The sequence below is a fragment of the Actinoplanes sp. NPDC049668 genome (assembly GCF_044465445.1).
Classification (GTDB): Bacteria; Actinomycetota; Actinomycetes; order Mycobacteriales; family Micromonosporaceae; genus Actinoplanes.
This window is the reverse complement of sequence record NZ_JBITLR010000001.1, coordinates 1,293,364-1,315,790: the sequence shown is the minus strand read 5'-3', so window position 1 is coordinate 1,315,790 and position 22,427 is coordinate 1,293,364. Positions and strand designations below refer to the sequence as shown.

Here is a 22,427-nt window from a genome sequence, read left to right as displayed (position 1 = left end):
GCTGTACCTCCGACTACGCGTTTCGCCGCGCACGATCAGTCTAGGCGCACGCGGGCCTCAACCGGGCGGGCACCCCTCGATCCAGATCTCGCAGCGTAACCGGTCGTGCCGCCCGGGTCCGAAGAATCGTCGCTCCCGGTGAGCAAGGACCGGCCGTTCGATGGTCGCCCCCGCCTGCCAGCCGACGGTATCGTTCCCGTCGATGAATGCCCAGCCCCCGCGGCGCGGTCTGTTCGGCCGCCCGATTCTGACCGTGACCATCGCGGCCGCCGTCCTCGCGAGCGCCGCACTCGGCGGCGTAGCCCTGGCGGATCGCGGCTCGCAGGAGGTCGGCGCCCCGGTCTGGAAGGTGCCGCCGTCCTCGGTGCCCGGCTCGGCCCCCGCCGAGGCCCCCGAGACGGAGTCCGCGGCGGTCGGTGAGTCGATCACGTTCTCGGCGACCGGCGACATCATCATGGGCAGCGCGCCGAACAAGCTGCCGGCCGGCGACGGCGAGGGCTTCTTCGACTCGGTGCGCGACGCCCTGAAGTCCGACCTGGTGATGGGCAACCTCGAGCAGCCGCTCACCGGCGACACCGGCTCCTCGAAGTGCGGTACGCCGCCGCGCCCCAACTGCTTCGCCTTCCGCTCGCCCCCCGGCTACGCCGACCACCTGGTCGACGCCGGCTTCGAGCTGATGAACACGGCGAACAACCACTCCAAGGACTTCGGCGTCCAGGGGTACCGCAACACCGTCGAGGCGCTCGAGAAGGCCGGGCTCAAGCACACCGGGGCCCAGGACCAGATCACCGTCGCCGAGGTCAAGGGCGTGCGGGTCGCGGTCGTGGGCTTCTCCTCGTACGCGGGCGCGAACCCGCTGAACGACCTGGACGCGGCGCGGGCCGTGGTCAAGGAGGCCGCGGGCCAGGCCGACCTCGTCGTGGTGCAGGTGCACATGGGCGCCGAGGGCTCGGACAAGGGCCACGTGAAACCGGGCAACGAAACCTTCTTCGGCGAGAACCGGGGCGACCCGATCAAGTTCTCCCACGCGGTCATCGACGCGGGCGCGGACGCGGTCGTCGGGCACGGGCCGCACGTGCTGCGCGGCATGGAGTTCTACAAGGGCAGGCTGATCGCATACAGCCTGGGCAACTTCGCCGGCGGCGGCCGGACGCTCAGCAGCGACGGCGTGCTCAAGTACGGCGGCGTCCTGCACGTCTCGCTGACCCGGGAGGGCGAGTTCGCCGGCGGCAAGTTCCTGTCGACGTTCATGAACTCGGCCGGCAAGCCGGTCCGGGACAGCGAGAACGAGCGCGGCCTGGCCCGCGTCCGGGACCTGACGGCGGCCGACTTCGGTGACACCGCCGCGACCATCGGTGAGGACGGATCCATCGCGCCGCCGGACTGACGGGTACATGACCCGATGCGGTCGGTGGTGCGACGTACTCTTGCTCGCGTGAGCCGTCCTGCCATCGTCGCCCCCGCCGGTGCGGCCCTGCTCGCCCGGTCGGCGAAGCGCTTCGCGGGCGAGACCCCGATCGGACGTAAACGCCGGGCCCGCAAGATGGCCAGAGAGCTGGCCGAGGCGCACCCGGACGCCCACTGCGAGCTGGACTTCAAGACGCCGCTGCAGCTCGCGGTCGCGACGATCCTGTCGGCGCAGTGCACGGACAAGAAGGTCAACGAGGTCACCCCGACCGTCTTCGCCAAGTACGTGACCGCGGCCGACTACGCCGCCGCGGACCGCGGCCGGCTCGAGGAGATCCTCCGGCCGACCGGCTTCTTCCGGGCGAAGACCGATTCGCTGATCAAGTTGGGTCAGGCGCTGGTCGAGCGGCACGACGGCGAGCTGCCCGGCCGGCTGGAGCAGCTGGTCGCGCTCCCGGGCATCGGCCGCAAGACGGCGAACGTCATCCTCGGCAACGCCTTCGACGTACCGGGCATCACGGTCGACACCCACTTCCGGCGGCTGGTCAACCGCTTCGGCTGGGTCAGCGAGGAGGACCCGGTCAAGATCGAGTTCCTGGTCGCCGAGCTGGTCGAGAAGCGCGACTGGACCATGCTGTCGCACCGGATCATCTTCCACGGGCGCCGGGTCTGCCACGCGCGCAAGCCGGCCTGTGGCGCGTGCACCCTGGCGAAGCTCTGCCCCTCCTACGGCACCGGGCCGACCGAGGCGGCGCCGGCGGCTCGGCTACTCAAGGGCCCTCGCGCCCGGGAGTTGGCCGCGCACGCGGGCGTCGACCCCGCGCTGGTGCCGGCCGCGGCCATCGCGACGCCGGAGGCGCCGTGAGCCGAGTCCGGGGCCGGCCGGCGCGGTGGCTCATGCCGCCCCTGGCGCTGCTGCTTGCCGCGTGCACGGCGACCGAGGCGCCGCCGCGACAGGCCGACGAGGGCGCGGCATCGCCGTTCGCCGGCTGCTCGGCGCTCACCGACCCCCCGGCCGGCGTCGCCGCATCCCCGTCGGCGACCACCGCTTCCTCGCCCGCGACTGCCGCTTCCCAGTCCGGGACCGCCGCTTCCCCGTCCGGGACCGCCGCTTCCCCGTCCGGGACCGCCGCTTCCCCGTCCGGGGCAGCCGCGGATCTTCCGCCGGTCTCCCTGCCCTGTTTCACAGGCGGGGACAGCTTCACGCTCGCGGGGCTGCGCGGACCCGCGGTAATCAGCCTGTGGGCCTCGTGGTGCGCGCCGTGCCGCGAGGAGCTGCCGTTGATGCAGGAACTCGCCGACCTGACCGCCGGGCGCCTGCACGTGGTCGGCGTCGACACCCGCGACAGCCGGGACGCCGGCGCCTCGTTCGCCGCGGACCGAGGGCTGTCGATCCCGACGCTGTTCGACCCCGAGCAGAAGCTGCTCACCGGGCTCGGCAAGGTCAACCTGCCGGTCACCGTCTTCGTCGGCGCCGACGGCGGCCGTTACGTCTACGCCGGCAAGCCGCTCGACCGGCCCGCCCTCGGCGACCTGGTGCGCGCACATACCGGTGTGACGGTGACCGAGTGACCGAGCGCCCGGAGGGCCTCCCCGGTTGGTGGGAGCCGCTGCTGACCCGGGCCGACGCCGCGCGTACCGAGGACTTCACCCCGCTGCGCACGCCCGCGAGCGGTGGGCGGGCGAGCGCCGTACTGGTGCTGCTGGGTGAGGATCGCCCGGGCGAGCCCGACCTGCTGGTCCTGCAGCGGGCCGCGACCATGCGCAACCATGCCGGCCAGCCCGCCTTCCCGGGCGGCGCGGCCGACCCGGCCGATCGGGACGCGGCCGCCACCGCGCTGCGGGAGGCCGACGAGGAGGTCGGCCTCGACCCGGCGAGCGCGACCGTGCTGATGGCGCTGCCCGAGCTGTACATCCCGGTCAGCCGGTTCGTGGTGACACCCGTGCTGGCCTGGTGGCACGCGCCGCACCCGGTGCACCCGCGGCAGCCCGCCGAGGTCGCACACGTCGCCCGGCTGCCGATCGCCGAGCTGGTCGACCCGGAGAACCGGATCCGGGTACGCCACCCGAGCGGCTGGGTCGGCCCCGCGTTCCAGGTCCGGGGAATGCTCGTCTGGGGCTTCACCGCCGGCGTCATCTCGGCCCTGCTGGACATGGCGGGCTGGGCCCGGCCATGGGAGCCCGGCCGGCTCGTCAGACTGCCCGATACCCCGGTCGCGGTGCCGTCCGCCTCGGATGAGGTGGTTACGTGACTGTCACTTCTACTCTGAGCGAGTGCATGTGGTCGATGGATTCCTGATCCTGCTCATGCTGGTCTTCGCCATCAGCGGCTACCGGCAGGGCTTCGTCATCGGGGCGCTGTCCTTCGGGGGCTTCTTCAGCGGCGCCCTGATCGGCCTGCAGGTCGGCCCGCTGATCGCGAACCAGTTCAACGACGACACCATCCGGCTGGTCGTCTCGCTGGTCGCGATATTCGCCCTTGCCGTGCTCGGACAGACGCTGGCGGGCTGGCTGGGCACCCGGCTGCGCCACTCGATCTCGAGCCCGCCGCTGCAGCGGCTGGACGACGCCGGCGGTGCGGTGGTCTCGCTGGTCGCCGTGCTGGTCGTCGCGTGGCTGATCGCCGTGCCGCTCGGCTCTACGCCGTTCCCGGCCATCAACAAGCAGGTGCGCAGCAGCGCCGTGCTGAACGGCATCAACACGCTGATGCCGGACCAGGCGCAGGCGCTCTCGGCCGGCCTGCGCGAGTCGCTCAACACCAACGGCTTCCCGGACGTCTTCGGCGGCCTGGCCCGCACCAACGCCCGCGAGGTCGCGGCGCCGGATCCGGCGCTGGCGAAGTCGCAGGTGGTCGTCAACTCCCGGCGGTCGGTGATCAAGGTGCTGGGCACCGCGCCGAGCTGCTCGCGCCGCATCGAGGGCTCGGGCTTCGTCTACGCCGACGAGCGCATCATGACGAACGCCCACGTGGTGGCGGGCACCCGCACCGTGCAGGTGGAGACCGCCGACGACCGGCTGGACGGCAAGGTCGTGGTCTACGACCCGGAGCGCGACCTGGCGGTCATCTACGTGCCGGGCCTGCGGGCACCGGTGATGCCCTTCGTCAAGAAGCAGGCGGCGACCGGCGCGAACGCGATAGTGCTCGGCTATCCGCTGGACGGCCCCTACAACGCGCAGTCGGCCCGGGTCCGCGACGTCAGCAACATCACCGGGCCGGACATCTACGACTCGGGCGACGTGACCCGGGAGATCTACACGATCTTCGCCAAGGTCCGCAGCGGCAACTCGGGCGGGCCCCTGGTCGCCCCGAACGGCGACGTGCTCGGCGTGATCTTCGCGGCGGCGGCGGACGACCAGACGACGGGTTTCGCGCTGACCGCGTCGGAGGCGGCGGGCACGGCCAACCTGGGCGTGGCGCGCACCCGGGGCGTCAAGACCGGCGACTGCGCCTGAGGCCAGATAGCCGCGCTCGGCCGACCGCATCCCCGGTCCCAGCCGACGGGGGGCGGCTGCGGGCGGCGGGTGCCGGACGGCTGCCGCCGGGTGGGTGGCCCGCTACGGTGCGCGGGCCGTCAGGCCACTAGGCGAGGCTGGCGAAGCGGCGGAAGGTCAGCAGGGCCGCCACCACCGAGACCAGGAACAGCACGCCGGCCGCCCACCAGCCGCGACCGGCGGCCGAGACGTTCATGTCGCCGGCCCGGGCCGCCGAGCCGGCATTGACGCCCGGCGCCTTGGTGCCGACCGCGGCCGCGGTGTCCGGCGCCGACTGGGCCTGGCCCGACACCGGGGCGCTGCCGAAGCGGGCGATGCCCGGCGACGCCGTGTTGTCCAGCGGGTTGCGCAGCACGGTCGGGATCTCGGCGGTCAGCGCGGCCGTCGGGTCGATCATGCCGTAGCCGTACTGGGCGTCGTGGCCCTTCGGGCCGCGGTCCTTCGCGGTCTTGACGATGCGGTTGACCACCTCGCCCGCCGACATGTCCGGCCAGCGGGAGCGGATCAGCGCCGCCGTGCCCGAGACCATCGGCGCCGCGAAGCTCGTGCCCTGCACCCGCCAATAGCCGTCCGGCCGGGCGCCGACCAGCTGCGTCGCCGGTGCCGACACGACCGTCTCCTTGCCGGTGATCGAGCCGGACCACAGGACGTCGCCGTCCTTCTCCATGCCCGCCACCGCGATGACGCCCGGCTCGCGGGCCGGGTACCAGACCCCGGTGGTCGAGGAGGCCGAGGCGCTCGCGTTGCCCGTGCAGGCCACCACGACCACGTCCTTGGCGAACGCGTAGTCCAGCGCCGCGGCCAGGGCCGGGCTGCTGCCGTTTCCGCCGAGGGAGAGGTTGACGACCCGGGCGCCGTGGTCGACCGCCCAGCGGACGCCCTTGGCCACGATCATCGCGTCGTCGTAGCGGTTCTCCCGGTCCAGGACGCGGATCGGGAGGATCTTGGCCTTCGGGGCGATGCCGACCACGCCGGCGTCGTCGTCGCCGCGGCCCGCGATGATCGCCGAGACCGTGGTGCCGTGGCCGACCAGGTCGGTGTCGCCGTCGCCGCCGGAGTCGACCAGGTCGAGGCCGGGCAGCACCTGACCCTGCAGGTCGACGTGGTCGGCGTCGACGCCGGAGTCGATGACCGCGACGGTGACACCCGCGCCGGCCGAGTACGTCCAGGCGCCGGCGACGTTCAGCGTCTTCAGGTGCCACTGCTCGGCCCGGACCGAGTCACCGATCCAGGGCTCGGGGGTGTCCAGGGGATCCGCGAGCGGGTTCGCGAGCGGCGCGGCGACCGGCCGGACGGCGGGCTCGGCCAGCGCCGGGGTCCCGCTCAGGCCGACGCACAGCCCGGCGGCGGCGGTCACGGCGGCCAGCCTCAGCGGCAGGCCCCGTGCCCTCACCAACGGGCACCACCGCGGGCCGGACTGCGTGTGGAAGCGTCGCGCCCTGGTCGGCGGGACGCGCTCGCTGCTTCGCTTACTGCGCTCACTGGCGGCATGACCATTCTGGTGAGGGACGGTCGATGGAGGGAGGTTACTCCGAATCCGAGCGTTGTTGCTGAGGTCTGTCGATGCAGATCGCACCAGATGTGTGACGGATCCGCCACGCAGGTTAGTACGGAGGCAGGTGGGACAGCTGAATCAGGCGCACACCTTCACGCCGAGTCATCAGCCGACCACGGCCAGGTGGCATCGTCGTGGGCCGGATCGGGCCGATGAGCGTGCCCTCGTCGCTCGGCCCCGACATCACCAGGCCCGGTGACGACAGCTCCCGCAGCTGCTGGATGACCGGGTCGTACATCGCCCGGCTGGCGCCGCCGGCCCGCCGGGTCACGACCAGGTGCAGGCCGACGTCGCGGGCCTGCGCCAGGTACTCCAGGATCGGCTCGAGCGGGTTGGTCGGGCCCGCCGCGATCAGGTCGTAGTCGTCGACGAGCACGAACAGCTCCGGACCGGTCCACCACGACCGCTCGCGCAGCTGCTGCGCCGTCACCTCGGGCCCGGGCAGGCGGCGCTCCATGTAGCCGGCCACGGACTGCATCAGCTCGAGCGTCTTCTGCGCCTGGATGCCGTACCCGATGCGGTGGTCGGACTCGGGCAGGTCCATCAGGCTCCGCCGGTAGTCGACCAGGATGATCCGGGCCTCCTCGGGCGCGAACCGCCGCGTGACCGAGGTGGCGAGCGCGCGCAGGAACGACGACTTGCCGCACTCGGCGTCGCCGAAGAGCAGGAAGTGCGGGTCGCCCGCGAAGTCGATCTCGACGGGTTGCAGGTCCGACTCGGCGATGCCGATCGGCAGGCGCAGGCCGGTCGACCGCGCCAGGTCGATGTCCGCGTACGGCAGGGACGGCGGCAGCAGCCGCACCCGCGGCGCCGGCGCACCGGACCAGTTGGCGGCGATCATCTTGACCAGCTCGGCCGTCTCGCCGGTGCCGCTCAGCTCGGGGCGCACGGTCAGCAGGTGCAGGCTCTTGTTCTTGTCCGTCGGGTGCTCGACGAGGCCGCGGCCGGCCTTCTCCGGCACGTTGACCGCGGCCCGCCGGTTGACCGTCGAGTCGGACGGGTCGCCGAGGCGCAGCTCGACCCGGGAGCCGAAGAGGTCGCGGATCGCGGGCCGGTAGTCCATCCACCGCGGCGCGCTGGTGACCACGTGGATGCCGTAGGAGAGGCCGCGGGTGGCGATGTCGGTGATGACGCCCTCGAGCTCGTCGTAGTCCTGGCGCAGCGTCGACCAGCCGTCGACCACGAGGAACACGTCGCCGAAGGGGTCGGCGTCCGCGCCGTTGTCGAGCCCGGCCTGCGTCGCCCTTCGCCGCCGGTACGACGACATGGAGTCGACGCCGAGCTCGCCGAAGAGCCGCTCCCGGTCGTTGAGCAGCGTCGAGACCTCGCCGACCGTACGCCGGACGCCGACCGAGTCGAGCCGCCCGTACACGCCGCCGACGTGCGGCAGGTCCTTGAGCGTGCCCAGCGAGCCGCCGCCGAAGTCGAGGCAGTAGACCTGCACCTCGGCCGGGGTGTGGGTGAGCGCCAGCCCGCAGATCAGCGAGCGCAGCGCCGTCGACTTGCCGGACTGCGCGCCGCCGACGACCGCGACGTGGCCGGCGCCGCCGCCGAGCTGCAGCCACATCACGTCGCGCAACTGCTCGCGCGGCTTGTCGATCAGGGCGATCGGCACCCGCAGGGCGCCGTGCAGCTCGGGGTTCGCGAAGGCCAGGCCGCGGGCGGGATCGACGGAGACCGGGCCGAGCAGCTCGTCGAGCGCCGCGGACTTGTTCAGCGGCGGCAGCCAGACCTGGTGCGCCGGCGGGCCCTGGCCGCCGAGCCGGGCCACCATGACGTCCAGCAGGCTCTCGCCCTCCGGGGTCTCCTCGGGCTCGGGCTGCGCGGGCCGCACCGGCTTGGGCACCGGCAGGTAGTGCGTGGAGTACGACAACACCTGCGGCGCCGCGCCCTCGCCGTCCGCGCCGGCGCCGCGGCCGCCCGCCTTGCGGAACGCGCCGGACACATAGGCGGCCTTGAACCGGATCAGCGGCTCGGTGCCGAACTTGAGGTAGCCGTGCCCGGGCGAGCGGGGCAGCTCGTACGCGTCCGGCACGCCGAGCACCGCCCGTGACTCCAGCGCCGAGAAGGTCCGCAGGCCGATCCGGTACGACAGGTGCGTGTCCAGGCCGCGCAGCCGGCCCTCCTCGAGGCGCTGGCTGGCCAGCAGCAGGTGCACGCCGAGCGAGCGGCCCAGCCGTCCGATCTGGACGAACAGGTCGATGAAGTCGGGCTTCGCCGAGAGCAGCTCGGAGAACTCGTCGCAGATGACCAGCAGCGACGGCAGCGGCGGCAGCGCGGCGCCGCCGGACCGGGCCTTCTCGTAGTCGCGCAGGCTGGCGTAGTTGCCGGCCCGGCGCAGCAGCTCCTGGCGCCGGATCAGCTCGCCGTCGATGGCGTCGACCATGCGGTCGACCAGCGGCAGCTCGTCGGCGAGGTTGGTGATGACGGCGGCGGTGTGCGGCAGCCGGTCCAGCGAGGAGAACGTCGCGCCGCCCTTGAAGTCGACCAGCACGAAGTTCAGCGTCTCGGAGGAGTGCGTCGCGGCGAGCGCCAGCACCAGCGTGCGCAGCAGCTCGGACTTGCCGGAGCCGGTGGCGCCGATGAGCAGGCCGTGCGGGCCCATGCCGTCCTGCGCCGACTCCTTGAGGTCCAGCTCGATCGCGCCGCCGTCGGCGCCGAGACCGATCGGCACCCGCAGCTTGTCCCGGTTGGGCCGGGGCAGCCAGGCCCGCGCGACGCTGAACGAGTCGGGGTCGCCGAGGTTGAGCAGCTCGGCCAGGCCCATCTCGGCGGCCAGCGGGGTGTCGGAGGACTTCGACATCGCGGCGAGGCGCAGCGGCGCCAGCCGCCGGGCGACCGCCTCGGCCTCCTCCTCGCTGAGCCGGTCCGGCGTGCCGACGTCGGCCGCGTGGTCCATCGCGTACGTGTGCAGCTCGCGCCGCCCCGCGCCGCCCGGCCGCACCTCGAGGACCAGCAGCGAGCGGTCGAGCAGGCGCGGCGGCACGTCGTCGAGGTCGAGCACCGTCACGCCGGCGATGCCGTCGTCGAGCTGGGTGGCGCCCTTGAGGTCGGCGCCGTCCAGCACGATCACGACGTGCGGGCGGCTGGTGCTCGCGCCGGCCGGGTTGAACCGGGGCCGGTTGCCGATCACGTCCTCGAGCAGCTTCTCCAGGTCGGGACCGGCGCTGGCGACGAGCCGCACCGGGCCGAGCCGGTCGGTCCGGGACGGGTGCAGGTTGTGCGGCAGCCACTTGACCCACTCCCACATCGCGCGGCGCTCGGGGCCGGCGCAGACCGCGATGATCAGGTCGTCGGGCGCGTGGAAGACGGCGAGCTGGGTGAGCACGGCCCGGGTCAGTGCGCGCGCGTCGGCCGCGCCGGCGGTGCCCTGGCCGCGCACGAAGACGCGGGCGAAGCCGCGCAGCGACACCGCGACCGGCAGGTCGGGCACCACGGAGTAGGCGTCGAGGAAACGGCGCAGCGCGCCCGCCGTCATCGGCTCGAGGTCCTCGAGCGGCCGGGTCACCGGCGGGATCAGCGGGGTGGCCAGGGTCTGCGGGCCGACGGCGAGCCGGACCACGCCGAAGTCGGGATCGGCCGAGCGGCGCTCCCAGACCCGGTGGCTGTCGGCGGTCGACCAGAGTTGCGCCGGGTCGGGATGGCGGTAGAAGAGGCCGATCCGCTGCCGGCTCGCGGTGTCCCGGACCCGGCGGCGCAGGCTGGAGAGGTGGCGCAGGTACTCGCGGCGGGCGGCCATCATCTCGGCCTTCTTGGGCGCGCCGCCGCCGCCGAACGAGGTGGCGAGCATGGCCAGCGAGGAGAGGCCGAAGAGGCCACCGACCACATAGGTGAAGGCGCCGCCACCGCCGCGGCCCATCATCATCGCCATCGCCACCGAGCCGCCGAGCATGGGCAGCACCATCAGCGCCTGCGTCCAGCGGCCGCCGGCCGCCTGTGGGATCTCGGGCGGCGGGTCGACGGCGAGCTCGCCGGTCGGGATCTCCGGCGCCGGCCGGCGCGCCGCTCGCTTGATCACCACCGTGCTCATTGCGAACTATCCCCTTCATCCGCTACCACGAGCCTTGGGTGATAGATCCACATAGGCGGGTGGTGGCTTGCCCGGTCCACACGACCGTCGACCGGTCACCGTGCAGCCCTCATGCTAGGTAAAGTCGCCCTGGTTCCGCAGCCTCGGCATCGTCGACGGGAAATAAAGACCATGATCGATTGCGGGGCGTGAGGGCAGGCGAGAGGCGGGCTCAGCATGACCGTTGGGTTGGCACGGGTCACCATCAGTGCGCCGCAGCGCCGGGTCGATGTCGCGCTGCCCGAGCACGTACCCCTCGCCGAGCTGCTGCCCGAGGTGCTGCGGCACGCCGGCGAGGGACTGGCCGACGACGGCGAGAAGCACGGCGGCTGGCTGCTGCGCCGCACCGACGGCGTCGCGCTCGCCACCTCGCAGGGCCTCTTCCCGCAGGGCGTCCGCGACGGCGAGGTGCTGCACCTGGTGCCGGCCCGGGACAACTGGCCCGAGCTGGAGTACGACGACGTCGTCGAGGCGATCGCCGAGGGCGCCCGGCGCCGCGGCACGATCTGGACACCGGCCGCCACCCGGACGGCCACGCTGGCCGGCTGCGCGGTGCTGCTCTCGCTCGGCCTGATCGCGGTGCTGGTCACCGGGCCGGCCCTGGGCGGCGCGGCCTTCTTCGGGCTCGGCGTCGGCCTGCTGCTCGCGCTCGCCGGCATCACGGCCTCCCGGGCGTACGGCGACGCGCGCACCGGGGCGGTCCTCGGCGGCTGCGCCCTGCCGTACGCGTTCGCGGGCGGCGCCGCGCTGGTCTCCTCCGGCGCCACCGACCCGGCCGGCGTCCTCGCACTGCTGCCCTGGATCGGTGGCCCCGAGCTGCTCGCCGGGTCGATGGCGCTGCTGCTGCTCGCCGCGCTCGGCGGGGTCGGCGTCGCCGCCTCGTTCCGGGTCTTCGCCGCCGGCATCATGGTCGGCCTGTTCGGCGCCCTCGCCGCGCTGACCAGCCTGGTCACCTCGGCGGCCGGCGCCGCGGCCGTGCTGCTGTCGGCGCTGGTCTGCGGCATCGGCGCGCTGCCGCTGCTGGCCATCCGGTTCGGCAAGATGCCGACGCCGCCGGTCACCCTGCCCACCGGCAGCGAGGCCGAGCAGGGCTTCACCGGCGCCGCCGCGGGAAACGCCGCCCTGGACGCCGCGCGGGAGCGCCCCGACCGGGCCCGGGTCTTCGCCGCGGTCAGCCGCACCGAGGAGCTGCTCACCGGCCTGCTGATCGGGCACGCGCTGCTCTGCGCGGGCGCGTTCGTGGTGCTGGCCTCGTCCGGCGGGCTCTCCGCCCGGATCCTGATGGGCCTCGCCGTCGCGGCGCTGCTGCTGCGCTCGCGGCTCTTCGTGACGCTGCGCCAGCGGCTGCCGCTGATCTCGGCCGGGCTGTTCGGGCTCTTCGTGCTCGGCCTGGACCTGCTCTGGGGCGCCGGCGAGGCGATGCTGCTCGGCCTGGTCGTGACCACGCTGCTGATGGCGCTGGCGACCGTCGCCGCCGGCGCGACCTGGACCCGCCGGGCGCCGTCGCCCTACCTGGGCCGCTTCGCCGACGTGCTGGACACCCTCGCCGTCGTGGCGGTCATCCCGGTGGCCTGCGCCGTCGTCGGCCTCTACGGCATGGCCAGCAACATCAACATCTGACCGGAGACGGCGAAGCGCGGCGGTCCGGGAGAAACCCGGCCGCCGCGCTCGCGGTGAACGTCAGTGATCCTCGTCGTGCGGCTCGGCGGCCTCCGCGCGCTTGAACGACGCGCGGATCTCCTCCTCGGCCTCGACCCGGCCGACCCAGGTCGCGCCCTCGACCGACTTGCCCGGCTCGAGGTCCTTGTAGACCGTGAAGAAGTGCTGGATCTCCATCCGGTCGAACTCGCCCAGGTGGTGGATGTCGCGCAGGTGCTCCTGGCGCGGGTCCTCGTAGGGGACGCAGAGGACCTTGTCGTCGCGGCCCTTCTCGTCGGTCATCCGGTACATGCCGATCGCCCGCGACCGCACGAGGCAGCCCGGGAACGTCGGCTCCTGGATCAGGACCAGGGCGTCCAGAGGGTCGCCGTCCTGCCCGAGGGTGCCCTCGATGTACCCGTAGTCGGCCGGGTACTGCGTCGCAGTGAAGAGCGTCCGGTCCAGCCGGATCCGGCCGGTCTTGTGGTCGACCTCATACTTGTTCCGCTGGCCCTTGGGGATCTCAACCAAAACGTCGAAATCCATGGTTCGCTCCCTTGTTCAGCCCCGCAGTCGGACCCGGTGGGACGCGGTGGCGGAGCGGGGAGTGACAGAGCCCCCACAGGATCCGCGCGCGCCGGTGTGCCGGATGTTTGTAGTCTCCCCTAAGTCTGACGCCACGTACGGAGGAGGGGCTCGTGGGGAGGCAAGATTCACAGAACACTCCCGAGTACGACAGCGTGTCCGAGCCGGAAAAGGGCCGCTCGCCGGTAGGGCGAGCGAGCGTCCCGCCGGCCGCCGCGCCCGCCGCGCCAACTGCTGAATCGCAGGCCGAGGCGCCGGTCGGGCCGCCGCCCGGACCGGCCGCCCGGCCGCCCGGTGTGTCGCCCGGCGGCCCGCCGCCCAGATCACCGCTCCGGCCGCCAGCCGTCCCGCCGTCTGGGACGCCGGCCGCCCCGCCGCCCGTGTCACCACTGAGGCCGCCCGCCGGCCCGCCTCCTGTCCCACCTTCTGGGACGCCGGCCAATCTTTCACCCGTTTCGCCGGTCAGGCCGCCCGCCGGGGCGCCGCCCGTGTCACCGCTCAGGTCACCCCCGGGGGCACCGCCCGTGTCGCCGCTCAGGTCGTCGGCTGGGTCGCCTGCTCAGCCGCCTGCCGCACCGCAGCCCGGCGCGCCAGCCGGACAGCACCCAGGCGCGCCTGCCGGACAGCAGCCCGGCGCGCCAGCCGGACACCCCGGCACGCCAGCCGGACAGCCCAGCGCGCCAGCCGGACAACCTGGCACGCCAGCCAGACAACCTGGCGCGCCAGCCGGACAACCCGGCACGCCACCCGGGCAGCAGCCCGGACCGCACGGCGCGCCAGCCGGGCAGCAGCCCGGATCGCCTGGCGGGACGCCTGCCGGATCGCCCGCTCGGCCGTTGGTCGGCCCGTGGGTCGGACCGCCCGCAAGGCCCGTAGCCCAGCCGCCTGCTGCCCCGCCCGCCGGGCCTCAGGCTGCCCTGCCCGCCGGGTATCCAGCTGCGCCGCCCGCCGGATCTCCAGCTGCGCCGCCGGCCGGGTATCCAGCTGCACCGCCCGCCGGATCTCCAGCTGCGCCGCCCGTTAGGTCGGCGGCTGTGCCGCCTGTCGGGTCTCCAGCCGCGCCGCCTGCTGGGTCGGCAGCTGTGCCGCCAGCCGGGTCTTCTGCTGTGCCGCCTGCCGGAGCTGCGGCTGCGCCGTCCGTTGGGTCGGCGTCTGTGCCGCCTATGGGGTCGCCTCCTGTTGCGCCGCCTGCCGGGTCGCCCGTCAGGCCGATGGGTGGGCCTCCTCCCGGGCTTCCTGCCGCACCGCCGCCCGTCAGGCCGGCGGGTGGGCCTTCCGGGCTTCCTGCTGGGTCGCCTTCCGGGTTCCCTGCTGGGTCGCCCGCTGGGTCGCCCGCTGGGTCACCCGCTGGGTCGCCCTCCGGGCTCTCTGCTGGACCGCCCGCTGCGTCGCCGCCAGGGACGATTGGCGGGCCGGCGTCGGCGGCGCCGCGTCCTGCAGGGAACACCTACGGGCGCGCTGCGGTCCCGCTCAACATTCCTGCCCCGCAGGTGCACGGGGCGCCGGCGCCTCAGCCGGTACAGGGGATGGCGCAGGGGATTGTGGCCGGATCACCGGATCAGCCCGGCGGCGAATCCCTCGGCCTTGGGGATCGCTCAGCTCAAACGCCGGTAGCGGCGAAGCCGGGTACTGGTCGGCGGCGTACCGTAATATTTTCGGTCCTCTCTTTGATCTTGTTGTTGGCCGTCGTGGCGGGCGCCGTAATAACCCGCCCTGGGCCGGTGGATCGCTGGCTGGCGGCTGATCCGACCACCGCTCCCACGATTGCGCCGACGCCCGATCCGACGCCGACGCCCGTCCTGGCTGCCGTCGGCACCTCCGGCGCCGCACCGACCCCCGAGGGCGTGAAGGCGGCGATCGGTCCGCTGGTCGATGCCGCGGTGCTTGGATCCTCGGTCAACGTCTCCGTGGTCGACACCGTGACCGGTGAGTCGCTTTTCGCGCAGAATGCCGAGACCGGCACCATCCCCGCCTCCACCACCAAGCTGCTGACCGCCGCTGCCGTGCTGGCCGCGCGGGGCACGGCGCACCGCCTGACCACCCGCGTGGTGGCCGGCGCGGAGCCCGGCGAGGTCGTGCTCGTCGGCGGCGGCGACCCGACGCTGTCGGTGGACGCCAAGGGCCAGTTCCCGGGTGCGGCCCGGCTCGACAAGCTCGCCGCGCAGGTCGAGAAGGCGATGGGCGCCCGGCCGATCACCAAGGTCATCGTCGACACCTCGCTGTACGAGGGCCCGCTGACCGCCAAGGGCTGGGACGGCGACGTCATCGGTGGCGGCCAGGTCGCGCGGATCCAGCCGCTGATGACCAACGCCGGGCGGATCAAGCCCGTGCACAACGAGTTCGGCGGCGATCCGCGCTTCGCCGACCCGGCCGGCGCGGCCGGCCGGGCGTTCGCCAAGCACCTCGGCCTGCCGGCCGGTGCGGTGAGCAAGGGCACGGCGCCGGCGGCCGCCGCGCCCGCGGCCTCCTCGGCGGCGCCCTCGGCCGCGGCCACCCTGGCCGCCGGCGCCGAGCTGGGCAAGGTCGAGTCGCCGCCGCTGGTGCGCGTGGTCGACTGGATGCTGGAGCAGAGCGACAACGTGATCGCCGAGGCGATGGCCCGGCAGGTCGCGCTGGCCGCGGACGCGGAGGCCTCGTTCGAGGGCGGCGCCGCGGCGACGATCACCAAGCTCGGCGAGCTGGGTCTGTCCACGGACCAGGTGGAGCTCTCCGACGGCAGCGGACTGTCCCGGCGGAACCGGATCAGCCCGAAGCTGCTCACCGACACGCTGACCCTCGCCGCCGGCGGCGAGCACCCCGAGCTGAGTGCCATGTTCGGCGGCCTGCCGGTGGCCGGCTGGTCCGGCACGCTGGAGCGGCGCTTCGTCGTGCCGTCCGCGAACCAGGTCGGGCAGGGCGTGGTCCGGGCCAAGACCGGCTCGCTCACCGGGGTCAATGCGATCTCCGGCGAACTGGTCACCAAGGACGGCCGGCTGCTGGTCTTCGCGATCCTGGCGGACGCCACCGGCGAGTCCATCGCCGCACGTCAGGCGCTCGACAAGATTGCGGCGAAGCTTGTCACCTGCGGGTGTAACTAGGGGTTTTCTCCGGGCCGTCCGGGGGCTTTCTCAGGGCGGTCCGGTGGAAACGCGCGAGTACGGTGGTCTGCATGGCGCAGTTCGTTGATTGGGATCTGGCCGCCGCCACCGCGGGCGCGCTGTCGAAATCCGGGCCCGCGGTGTCCTACGAGGAAGCCATGCAGGTGGTGGCCCAGCTGCGCGATCTGACCGACGAGGCCGCGGGCCACGTCGCGGCATACACCGGGCTCACGCCCCAGATCGAGGCCCCGCCGGTGCGGGTCGTCGACCGCAAGGACTGGGCCGCGGTCAACATCTCCGGCCTCCGTGAGGTGATCATTCCCCTGGTCACCCGCCTGTCCGGCGGCAAGCAGCCGGGCGGGGTCGCCGACGCGATCGGCTCCCGGGTCACCGGCGTGCAGGCGGGCACCGTGCTGGCCTACCTGTCGGGCCGCGTCCTCGGGCAGTACGAGGTCTTCTCGTCCGAGCCGGGCCAGCTGCTGCTGAACGCGCCCAACATCGTCGAGGTCGAGCGCAAGCTCGGCGCCGACCCCCGCGACTTCCGGCTCTGGGTCTGCCTGCACGAGGTCACCCACCGCACCCAGTTCACGGCCGTGCCGTGGATGCGCGGCTACTTCCTCGGCGAGGTGCAGGCGTTCGTCGACGCGTCGCAGAGCGGCGAGCACATCCTCGAGCGGCTGCGCCGCGGCGTGGCGACGCTCTCCGACGCGCTGCGCGACCCGGACAGCCGGTCGTCGGTCCTCGACATCGTGCAGACCCCGGCGCAGAAGGCGGTCCTCGACCGGCTGACCGCGCTGATGACGCTGCTGGAGGGGCACGCCGAGTTCGTCATGGACGGCGTCGGCCCCGAGGTCATCCCGTCGGTCGAGTCGATCCGCTCGAAGTTCAACCAGCGCCGCGCGGGCGGCAACCCGCTGGAGAAGGCGATCCGCCGGCTGCTCGGCATCGAGGTCAAGATGCGGCAGTACGCGGAGGGCCACAAGTTCGTGCACGGCGTCGTGGAGCGGGTCGGCATGGCCGGCTTCAACAAGATCTTCAGCTCGCCGCTGACCCTGCCCCGGCTCGACGAGCTCAGCGACCCGGACGCCTGGGTGGCCCGGGTGCACGGCCCGGTCGGCCTGCCGTCATAGCGTGACCGGATGGCCAGGATCCCGCCTCCGGTAGCGACCGTACGTGCCGCCGTCCGGCGCGCCCTGCACCCGATCGCGGAGCAGGGCGCGGGGCTCGTCCTGGTCGCCTGCTCGGGCGGGGCCGACTCGCTGGCGCTCGCGGCGGCGACCGCGTTCGTCGCATCCCGCCTGGGCGTACGCGCCGGGCTGGTGACGGTCGACCATGGGCTGCAGGACGGTTCGGCGGCCCGCGCCGCGGACGTGGCGGGCTGGGCCCGGTCGGTCGGGCTGGATCCCGTCGAGGTCGCCCGCGTCGAGGTGGCCGGGCGACCCGGCGGGCCGGAGGCGGCGGCGCGGGACGCGCGCTACGAGGTGCTCTCCGCGGTCGCGCGGCGGACCGGCGCGCCGGCCGTGCTGCTCGGGCACACCCGCGACGACCAGGCCGAGACCCTGCTGCTCGCGCTCGCCCGCGGCGCCGGGCCGCGCGGGCTGTCCGGCATGCCGTACCGGCGGGGGATCCTGGTCCGGCCGCTGCTGGACGTCTCGCGGGCCGAGACCCGCAAGGCCTGCGCCGCCCTCGGGCTGGTGGCCTGGGAGGACCCGCACAACATCGACCCCGCGTACACCCGGTCCCGGGTGCGGGCGGACGCCCTGCCGGCGCTGATCGCCGCCGTCGGGCCCGGCGTGGTCGCGAACCTGGCCCGGACCGCGGGACTGGTCGCCGCGGACGTCGCGTACCTCGACGGGGTGGCCCGCGCGGCGCTGGCGGCCTGTCGCTCGCCGGCCGGCTTGTCGGTCACGGCCCTGTCGGAGCTGCCGCCGGCCATCCGGACCCGGGTGTTGCACGCCTGGGCCGGCGAGCTGGGCGCGCCCGGCGCGGCGCTCTCGCACCGGCACGTCGTCGCCCTGGACGCCCTGGTCACCGGCTGGCACGGCCAGGGACCGACCGCGCTGCCCGGCGGGATCGTCGTGGGCCGCCGGGCGGGCGACCTCGTACGGGTCGACGTGTGACAGTCCTCACGGTCTGGCGACCCGGTCCGGACACCTGGGCCGAATAGCCCCATAACCAGCAGTTGGGCGGGGTCTTACCGCCGCCCCCGCCCACGCGAGGCCACCTTCATACGGCACGCTAGGCGAATGGCAGAGGGCTCTTGGTACGACGCCGACATCGACCGCGTGATCATCTCCGAGGATCAGATCCGCGAGAAGACCGAAGAGCTCGCTAAACAGGTCGCCGCGGACTACGCGGACGCCGAGGGCGGCATTCTCCTGGTCTGCGTGCTCAAGGGCGCGGTCATGTTCATGGCGGACTTCGCGCGTGCGCTGGGCCGGCAGGGCCCCTCCTCCGAGATGGAGTTCATGGCGGTCTCCTCCTACGGCTCGGGCACCACGTCCTCCGGGGTGGTGCGCATCCTCAAGGACCTGGACCGCGACATCACCGGCCGGCACGTGGTGATCGTCGAGGACATCGTCGACTCCGGCCTGACCCTGTCCTGGCTGATGAAGTACCTGCGGTCGCGCCAGCCGGAGAGCGTCGAGGTGGTGGCGCTGTTCCGCAAGCCGGAGGCGATCAAGGTGCCGGTGCCGACCAAGTACGTCGGCTTCGACATCCCCAGCGAATTCGTGGTCGGTTACGGACTGGACTTCGCGGAGCGCTACCGCGAGGTGCCGTACGTGGGAGTGCTCAAGCCCGAGGTCTACGCCCGTAGCTGAACGTACTCCCAGCCGACTCTCAGGAATCGGATGCCGGACCCATCGCTGCGCTGTATTGTCCGGTTTTGATCGTATTAATCCGGCCGCTCAGTGCGGAACCGCCGTGACCACGGGGGTCGCACGGGCTGGGCTGACGGAGCCGGAAGAGGCACCCACGGTGTACGGTCGAGTGACCGATGGCGCAGTGTCACGAGCGTCGGAGGGTCGGATCGCCCGCGGTCGGGCCGGCGCGGTTGGCCGGTACGGCCCGGGGCCCTCGATCCGGCAGCGTCTCCGCAGCCAGGATGCCTTGACACGGTAGCCGGTCGTGGAGACACGTCAACCCAGGTGACCAGGACGCCGATCAGGAGGGTCCGGGCGCATCAGGCGCCCGACAACAGTATGGAACGTACGCGTTTCTTCCGCCGCCCGGTGGTCTGGATCATTCTGGTGATCATCGGTGCGATTGCGCTGAGCACATTCTTCACCAATGGTCCGAGCTACCAGCGCGTTGACACTTCGGTGGTCCTCGAGCGACTCAACCAGCCCGGCATAAAGAACGTCATCCAGAAGGACAAGGAGCAGACGCTCCAACTCGAACTGGCGACGCCCGAGCGGTTCGACGGCAAGACCACGGACAAGATCGAGACCCAGTACCCGTACGAGGTCGGGGACGAGGTCTGGAACGCCGCCCAGGAGGCGAAGAAGGCCGGCCGGGTCACCGGAACGGTCGACGCCACCGTCTCCGGCGACGGCGTCCTGCTGAACCTGCTGTTCAGCCTGCTGCCGGTCGCGATCCTCGTCATCCTGCTGCTGCTGTTCATGTCGCAGATGCAGGGCGGCGGCTCCCGGGTCCTCAACTTCGGCAAGTCCAAGGCCAAGATGCTGACCAAGGACATGCCCAAGACGACCTTCGCCGACGTGGCGGGTGCCGACGAGGCCGTCGAGGAGCTACAGGAGATCAAGGACTTCCTGCAGAACCCGGCGAAGTACCAGGCACTCGGCGCCAAGATCCCCAAGGGCGTGCTGCTCTTCGGCCAGCCCGGCACGGGCAAGACCCTGCTGGCGCGCGCCGTCGCGGGTGAGGCCGGCGTGCCGTTCTACTCGATCTCCGGTTCGGACTTCGTCGAGATGTTCGTCGGCGTCGGCGCCAGCCGCGTCCGCGACCTCTTCGAGCAGGCCAAGGCGAACGCGCCGGCCATCGTCTTCGTCGACGAGATCGACGCGGTCGGCCGGCACCGCGGCGCCGGCATGGGCGGCGGCCACGACGAGCGCGAGCAGACGCTCAACCAGCTGCTCGTCGAGATGGACGGCTTCGACACCAAGGGTGGCGTCATCCTCATCGCCGCCACCAACCGGCCCGACATCCTCGACCCGGCGCTGCTGCGCCCGGGCCGCTTCGACCGGCAGATCCCGGTGGACAACCCGGACATGGAGGGCCGCAAGGCCATCCTGCGGGTGCACGCCAAGGGCAAGCCGTTCACGCCCGACGTCGACCTCGACTCGGTGGCCCGGCGCACACCCGGCTTCTCGGGTGCCGACCTGGCCAACGTGATCAACGAGGCCGCGCTGCTGACGGCCCGCAACGAGAAGCGGGCCATCTCGAACTTCTTCCTCGAGGAAGCGATCGACCGGGTCATCGCCGGCCCGGAGCGGCGCTCGCGCGCGATGAGCGACAACGAGAAGAAGATCACCGCCTACCACGAGGGCGGCCACGCGCTGGTGGCGTACGCGCTGCCGCACTCCGCGCCCGTGCACAAGGTGACGATCCTGCCCCGCGGCCGCTCGCTCGGGCACACCCTGGTCCTGCCGACCGAGGACAAGTACACCCAGACCCGGGCCGAGATGATCGACACGCTGGCGTACGCGCTCGGCGGCCGCGCTGCTGAGGAGCTCGTCTTCCACGAGCCGACCACCGGCGCCGGCAACGACATCGAGAAGGCCTCCGGCCTGGCCCGCGCCATGGTCACCCAGTACGGCATGAGCTCGAAGCTCGGCGCGGTCAAGTACGGCACCAGCGGCGACGAGCCGTTCATGGGCCGCAACATGGGCCACGAGAAGGACTACTCCGACGCCGTCGCCGCCGAGATCGACAGCGAGGTCCGTGCGCTGATCGAGCTGGCGCACGACGAGGCGTGGGAGATCCTGGTCGAGTACCGCGACGTCCTCGACAACATGGTCCTGGAGCTGATGGAGAAGGAGACCATCACCCAGGAGGACATGAACCGCATCTGCGAGCGAGTGGCGAAGCGGCCGCCCATGTCCCCGTTCAACGGATTCGGTAAGCGGCTCCCGTCGGAGGCGCCCCCGGTCCTCACCCCGGCCGAGCGCGACCAGCTCAAGGCGCAGGCCGAGGCCGATGGTCAGGTCGCCGTCGGCGGAGTGAACCCGAGCGCGGGCTCGACGCCGAACGGCTCGGTGGAAGGCAGCCTCTGATCGCCGACGCAAGCTCGACGGAGCCCAACGACTCCGACGACGAGCCCGACTACCTCGCCGCGCGTCTGGTCGACGGCAAGCTCACCGGTACCCCGGTCGAGCAGGCCGTCGACCTCGCCCGGATCGAGAAAGCGGTTCGGGAGATCCTCATCGCCATCGGTGAGGACCCGGACCGCGACGGCCTGGCCCGCACGCCCGCCCGGGTGGCCCGGGCCTACGCGGAGCTCTTCGCCGGTCTGCGGGTCGATCCGGGCAAGGTGCTCACCACGTCGTTCGAGGCGAACCACGAGGAGCTCGTGCTCGTCCGCGACATCGAGATGATGAGCCTCTGCGAGCACCACCTGCTGCCGTTCAAGGGCGTGGCGCACGTCGGCTACATCCCGGGCGCCGACGGCCGGATCACCGGCCTGTCGAAGCTGGCCCGGCTCGTCGAGGTCTTCGCCCGCCGGCCACAGGTGCAGGAGCGGCTCACCTCGCAGATCGCCGACCTGCTGATGGAGAAGCTCGGCCCCCGCGGCGTCATAGTGGTCCTCGAGTGCGAACACATGTGCATGGAGATGCGCGGCATCCGCAAGACCGGCGCCCGCACGGTCACCTCGGCGGTGCGCGGCGCGTTCCAGACCGACGGCAAGGTCCGCGCCGAGGCGATGGCGTTGATAAACGCGCGCTGAGCCGCGGCCGCTTCGCCATACTGGCGCGATGATCGAGAAATACAACCCGTCTACCGTGCACGAACCGGCCGGGTACAGCCACGTCACCATCACCTCGGCCGGCCGCCTGGCCCACCTCGCCGGACAGTGCCCGCTCGACCTCGCCGGCCAGGTCGTCGGCCCCGGCGACTTTCCCGCGCAGACCGACCAGGTCATCGCGAACTGCCTCGCCGTCCTCGAGGCCGCCGGCGCCAAGCCGTCCGACGTCGCCCGCTCGATCGTCTACGTCGTCAGCCCGGACAGCGGCGTCCTCGCGGGGGTGTGGCAGCGGCTCATGGCCTCCGCCCTCGCGCCCGCCTTCACCACCGCCAGCACGCTGCTCGGCGTGGCCTCGCTCGGCTACAACGGTCAGCTGGTCGAGATCGACCTGACCGCGGCCCTGCCGGACTGAGTCAGACGATCATGCGGTAGGTGTCCGCGCTGTCCATCGCCGACCGGGCCAGCGTCTGCGCCTCGTCCAGGCGGGTCTGCGCCTGCTCCAGCTGCGCGATGGCCGTCGCGATCGACGGATGGAACGAGCCGACCGCGGTCAGCCGCAGCCGGGTCAGCGCCTCGTCCAGCTGGTCGGCGACCTGCTGGATGCCGGACACCGCGCGCTGGGTGCCGTCGACCGACGCGGCGACGTTGGCCTTGATCTCTTCGACGCTGGTCACTACG

The 22,427-nt window shown here is 72.7% G+C and carries 17 protein-coding genes; 13 read left to right on the top strand and 4 right to left on the bottom strand.

Annotated features, from left to right (window positions below):
* The first annotated feature begins 202 nt into the window (after positions 1 to 202).
* The 5 genes from ACIBSW_RS06145 to ACIBSW_RS06125 all read left to right on the top strand — a co-directional run bounded on the left by ACIBSW_RS06145 (position 203) and on the right by ACIBSW_RS06125 (position 4,860).
* Positions 203 to 1,387 carry a CapA family protein gene (locus ACIBSW_RS06145; RefSeq protein WP_354718220.1) on the top strand — a complete coding sequence of 395 codons (1,185 nt, stop codon included), beginning with the start codon at positions 203 to 205 and terminating at the stop codon, positions 1,385 to 1,387.
* Positions 1,388 to 1,474: 87 nt separating this feature from the next.
* A complete protein-coding gene (gene nth, locus ACIBSW_RS06140; RefSeq protein ID WP_404799259.1) occupies positions 1,475 to 2,272 on the top strand; it encodes an endonuclease III in 798 nt (265 codons plus the stop codon).
* Positions 2,269 to 2,979 carry a redoxin domain-containing protein gene (locus ACIBSW_RS06135; RefSeq protein ID WP_354718223.1) on the top strand — a complete coding sequence of 237 codons (711 nt, stop codon included), beginning with the start codon at positions 2,269 to 2,271 and terminating at the stop codon, positions 2,977 to 2,979. Before nth ends, ACIBSW_RS06135 begins: the two co-directional genes overlap by 4 nt.
* Positions 2,976 to 3,659: a CoA pyrophosphatase gene (locus ACIBSW_RS06130; protein ID WP_354718225.1), complete on the top strand. Its 684-nt coding sequence runs from the start codon at positions 2,976 to 2,978 to the stop codon at positions 3,657 to 3,659. Before ACIBSW_RS06135 ends, ACIBSW_RS06130 begins: the two co-directional genes overlap by 4 nt.
* 22 nt (positions 3,660 to 3,681) lie before the next feature.
* Positions 3,682 to 4,860 carry a MarP family serine protease gene (locus ACIBSW_RS06125; protein WP_354718227.1) on the top strand — a complete coding sequence of 393 codons (1,179 nt, stop codon included), beginning with the start codon at positions 3,682 to 3,684 and terminating at the stop codon, positions 4,858 to 4,860.
* A gap of 127 nt (positions 4,861 to 4,987) precedes the next feature.
* Here the strand turns inward: ACIBSW_RS06125 and mycP are convergent, their stop codons facing one another.
* Positions 4,988 to 6,292, bottom strand: coding sequence for a type VII secretion-associated serine protease mycosin (gene mycP, locus ACIBSW_RS06120; protein ID WP_354718229.1), 1,305 nt, complete (start codon positions 6,290 to 6,292; stop codon positions 4,988 to 4,990).
* Between the two features lie 211 nt (positions 6,293 to 6,503).
* On the bottom strand, positions 6,504 to 10,484 hold the full coding sequence (gene eccCa, locus ACIBSW_RS06115) for a type VII secretion protein EccCa (RefSeq protein WP_354718231.1): 3,981 nt from the start codon (positions 10,482 to 10,484) through the stop codon (positions 6,504 to 6,506).
* 216 nt (positions 10,485 to 10,700) lie between these two features.
* Here eccCa and eccD point away from each other — a divergent pair, with 216 nt between their 5' ends.
* Entirely contained in the window at positions 10,701 to 12,143 is a 1,443-nt protein-coding gene (gene eccD, locus ACIBSW_RS06110) for a type VII secretion integral membrane protein EccD (RefSeq protein WP_354718233.1), read from the top strand.
* Positions 12,144 to 12,203: 60 nt separating this feature from the next.
* Here the strand turns inward: eccD and ACIBSW_RS06105 are convergent, their stop codons facing one another.
* Positions 12,204 to 12,707, bottom strand: a complete 504-nt coding sequence (locus ACIBSW_RS06105; protein ID WP_354718235.1) for an inorganic diphosphatase — start codon at positions 12,705 to 12,707, stop codon at positions 12,204 to 12,206.
* A gap of 1,760 nt (positions 12,708 to 14,467) precedes the next feature.
* Between ACIBSW_RS06105 and dacB the strand changes: the two genes are divergently transcribed.
* The 7 genes from dacB (at position 14,468) to ACIBSW_RS06070 (ending at position 22,161) form a co-directional block, all read left to right on the top strand.
* The gene (gene dacB / locus ACIBSW_RS06100; protein ID WP_354718237.1) at positions 14,468 to 15,823 is read left to right on the top strand and encodes a D-alanyl-D-alanine carboxypeptidase/D-alanyl-D-alanine-endopeptidase; all 1,356 of its coding nucleotides are present in this window, start codon (positions 14,468 to 14,470) and stop codon (positions 15,821 to 15,823) included.
* A gap of 71 nt (positions 15,824 to 15,894) precedes the next feature.
* Positions 15,895 to 16,953: a zinc-dependent metalloprotease gene (locus ACIBSW_RS06095; RefSeq protein ID WP_354718239.1), complete on the top strand. Its 1,059-nt coding sequence runs from the start codon at positions 15,895 to 15,897 to the stop codon at positions 16,951 to 16,953.
* Positions 16,954 to 16,962: 9 nt separating this feature from the next.
* Positions 16,963 to 17,943: a tRNA lysidine(34) synthetase TilS gene (gene tilS / locus ACIBSW_RS06090; RefSeq protein WP_354718241.1), complete on the top strand. Its 981-nt coding sequence runs from the start codon at positions 16,963 to 16,965 to the stop codon at positions 17,941 to 17,943.
* A 126-nt stretch (positions 17,944 to 18,069) separates the two neighbouring features.
* Complete coding sequence (gene hpt / locus ACIBSW_RS06085; protein ID WP_184988109.1) at positions 18,070 to 18,645, top strand: hypoxanthine phosphoribosyltransferase; 576 nt, start codon at positions 18,070 to 18,072, stop codon at positions 18,643 to 18,645.
* Between the two features lie 381 nt (positions 18,646 to 19,026).
* A complete protein-coding gene (gene ftsH, locus ACIBSW_RS06080; protein ID WP_354718243.1) occupies positions 19,027 to 21,060 on the top strand; it encodes an ATP-dependent zinc metalloprotease FtsH in 2,034 nt (677 codons plus the stop codon).
* Positions 21,060 to 21,731 (top strand): GTP cyclohydrolase I FolE, encoded by a 672-nt coding sequence (gene folE / locus ACIBSW_RS06075; RefSeq protein ID WP_354718431.1) that lies wholly within the window; start codon positions 21,060 to 21,062, stop codon positions 21,729 to 21,731. The genes ftsH and folE overlap by 1 nt, the downstream gene beginning before the upstream one ends.
* Before the next feature lie 28 nt (positions 21,732 to 21,759).
* Entirely contained in the window at positions 21,760 to 22,161 is a 402-nt protein-coding gene (locus ACIBSW_RS06070; protein WP_354718245.1) for a RidA family protein, read from the top strand.
* Position 22,162: 1 nt separating this feature from the next.
* On the opposite strand, the gene ACIBSW_RS06065 is transcribed toward ACIBSW_RS06070, so the two are convergent.
* Entirely contained in the window at positions 22,163 to 22,423 is a 261-nt protein-coding gene (locus ACIBSW_RS06065; protein WP_354718247.1) for a hypothetical protein, read from the bottom strand.
* Positions 22,424 to 22,427: the final 4 nt, after the last annotated feature.

What these genes read in the sequence shown, in the direction of transcription:
- ACIBSW_RS06145 (WP_354718220.1), top strand. Translation starts at nt 203, where the DNA reads ATGAATGCCCAGCCCCCGCGGCGCGGTCTGTTCGGCCGCCCGATTCTG.
- eccCa (WP_354718231.1), bottom strand. Translation starts at nt 10,484, where the DNA reads ATGAGCACGGTGGTGATCAAGCGAGCGGCGCGCCGGCCGGCGCCGGAG.
- eccD (WP_354718233.1), top strand. Translation starts at nt 10,701, where the DNA reads ATGACCGTTGGGTTGGCACGGGTCACCATCAGTGCGCCGCAGCGCCGG.
- ACIBSW_RS06105 (WP_354718235.1), bottom strand. Translation starts at nt 12,707, where the DNA reads ATGGATTTCGACGTTTTGGTTGAGATCCCCAAGGGCCAGCGGAACAAG.
- ACIBSW_RS06095 (WP_354718239.1), top strand. Translation starts at nt 15,895, where the DNA reads ATGGCGCAGTTCGTTGATTGGGATCTGGCCGCCGCCACCGCGGGCGCG.
- tilS (WP_354718241.1), top strand. Translation starts at nt 16,963, where the DNA reads ATGGCCAGGATCCCGCCTCCGGTAGCGACCGTACGTGCCGCCGTCCGG.
- hpt (WP_184988109.1), top strand. Translation starts at nt 18,070, where the DNA reads ATGGCAGAGGGCTCTTGGTACGACGCCGACATCGACCGCGTGATCATC.
- ftsH (WP_354718243.1), top strand. Translation starts at nt 19,027, where the DNA reads ATGGAACGTACGCGTTTCTTCCGCCGCCCGGTGGTCTGGATCATTCTG.
- ACIBSW_RS06070 (WP_354718245.1), top strand. Translation starts at nt 21,760, where the DNA reads ATGATCGAGAAATACAACCCGTCTACCGTGCACGAACCGGCCGGGTAC.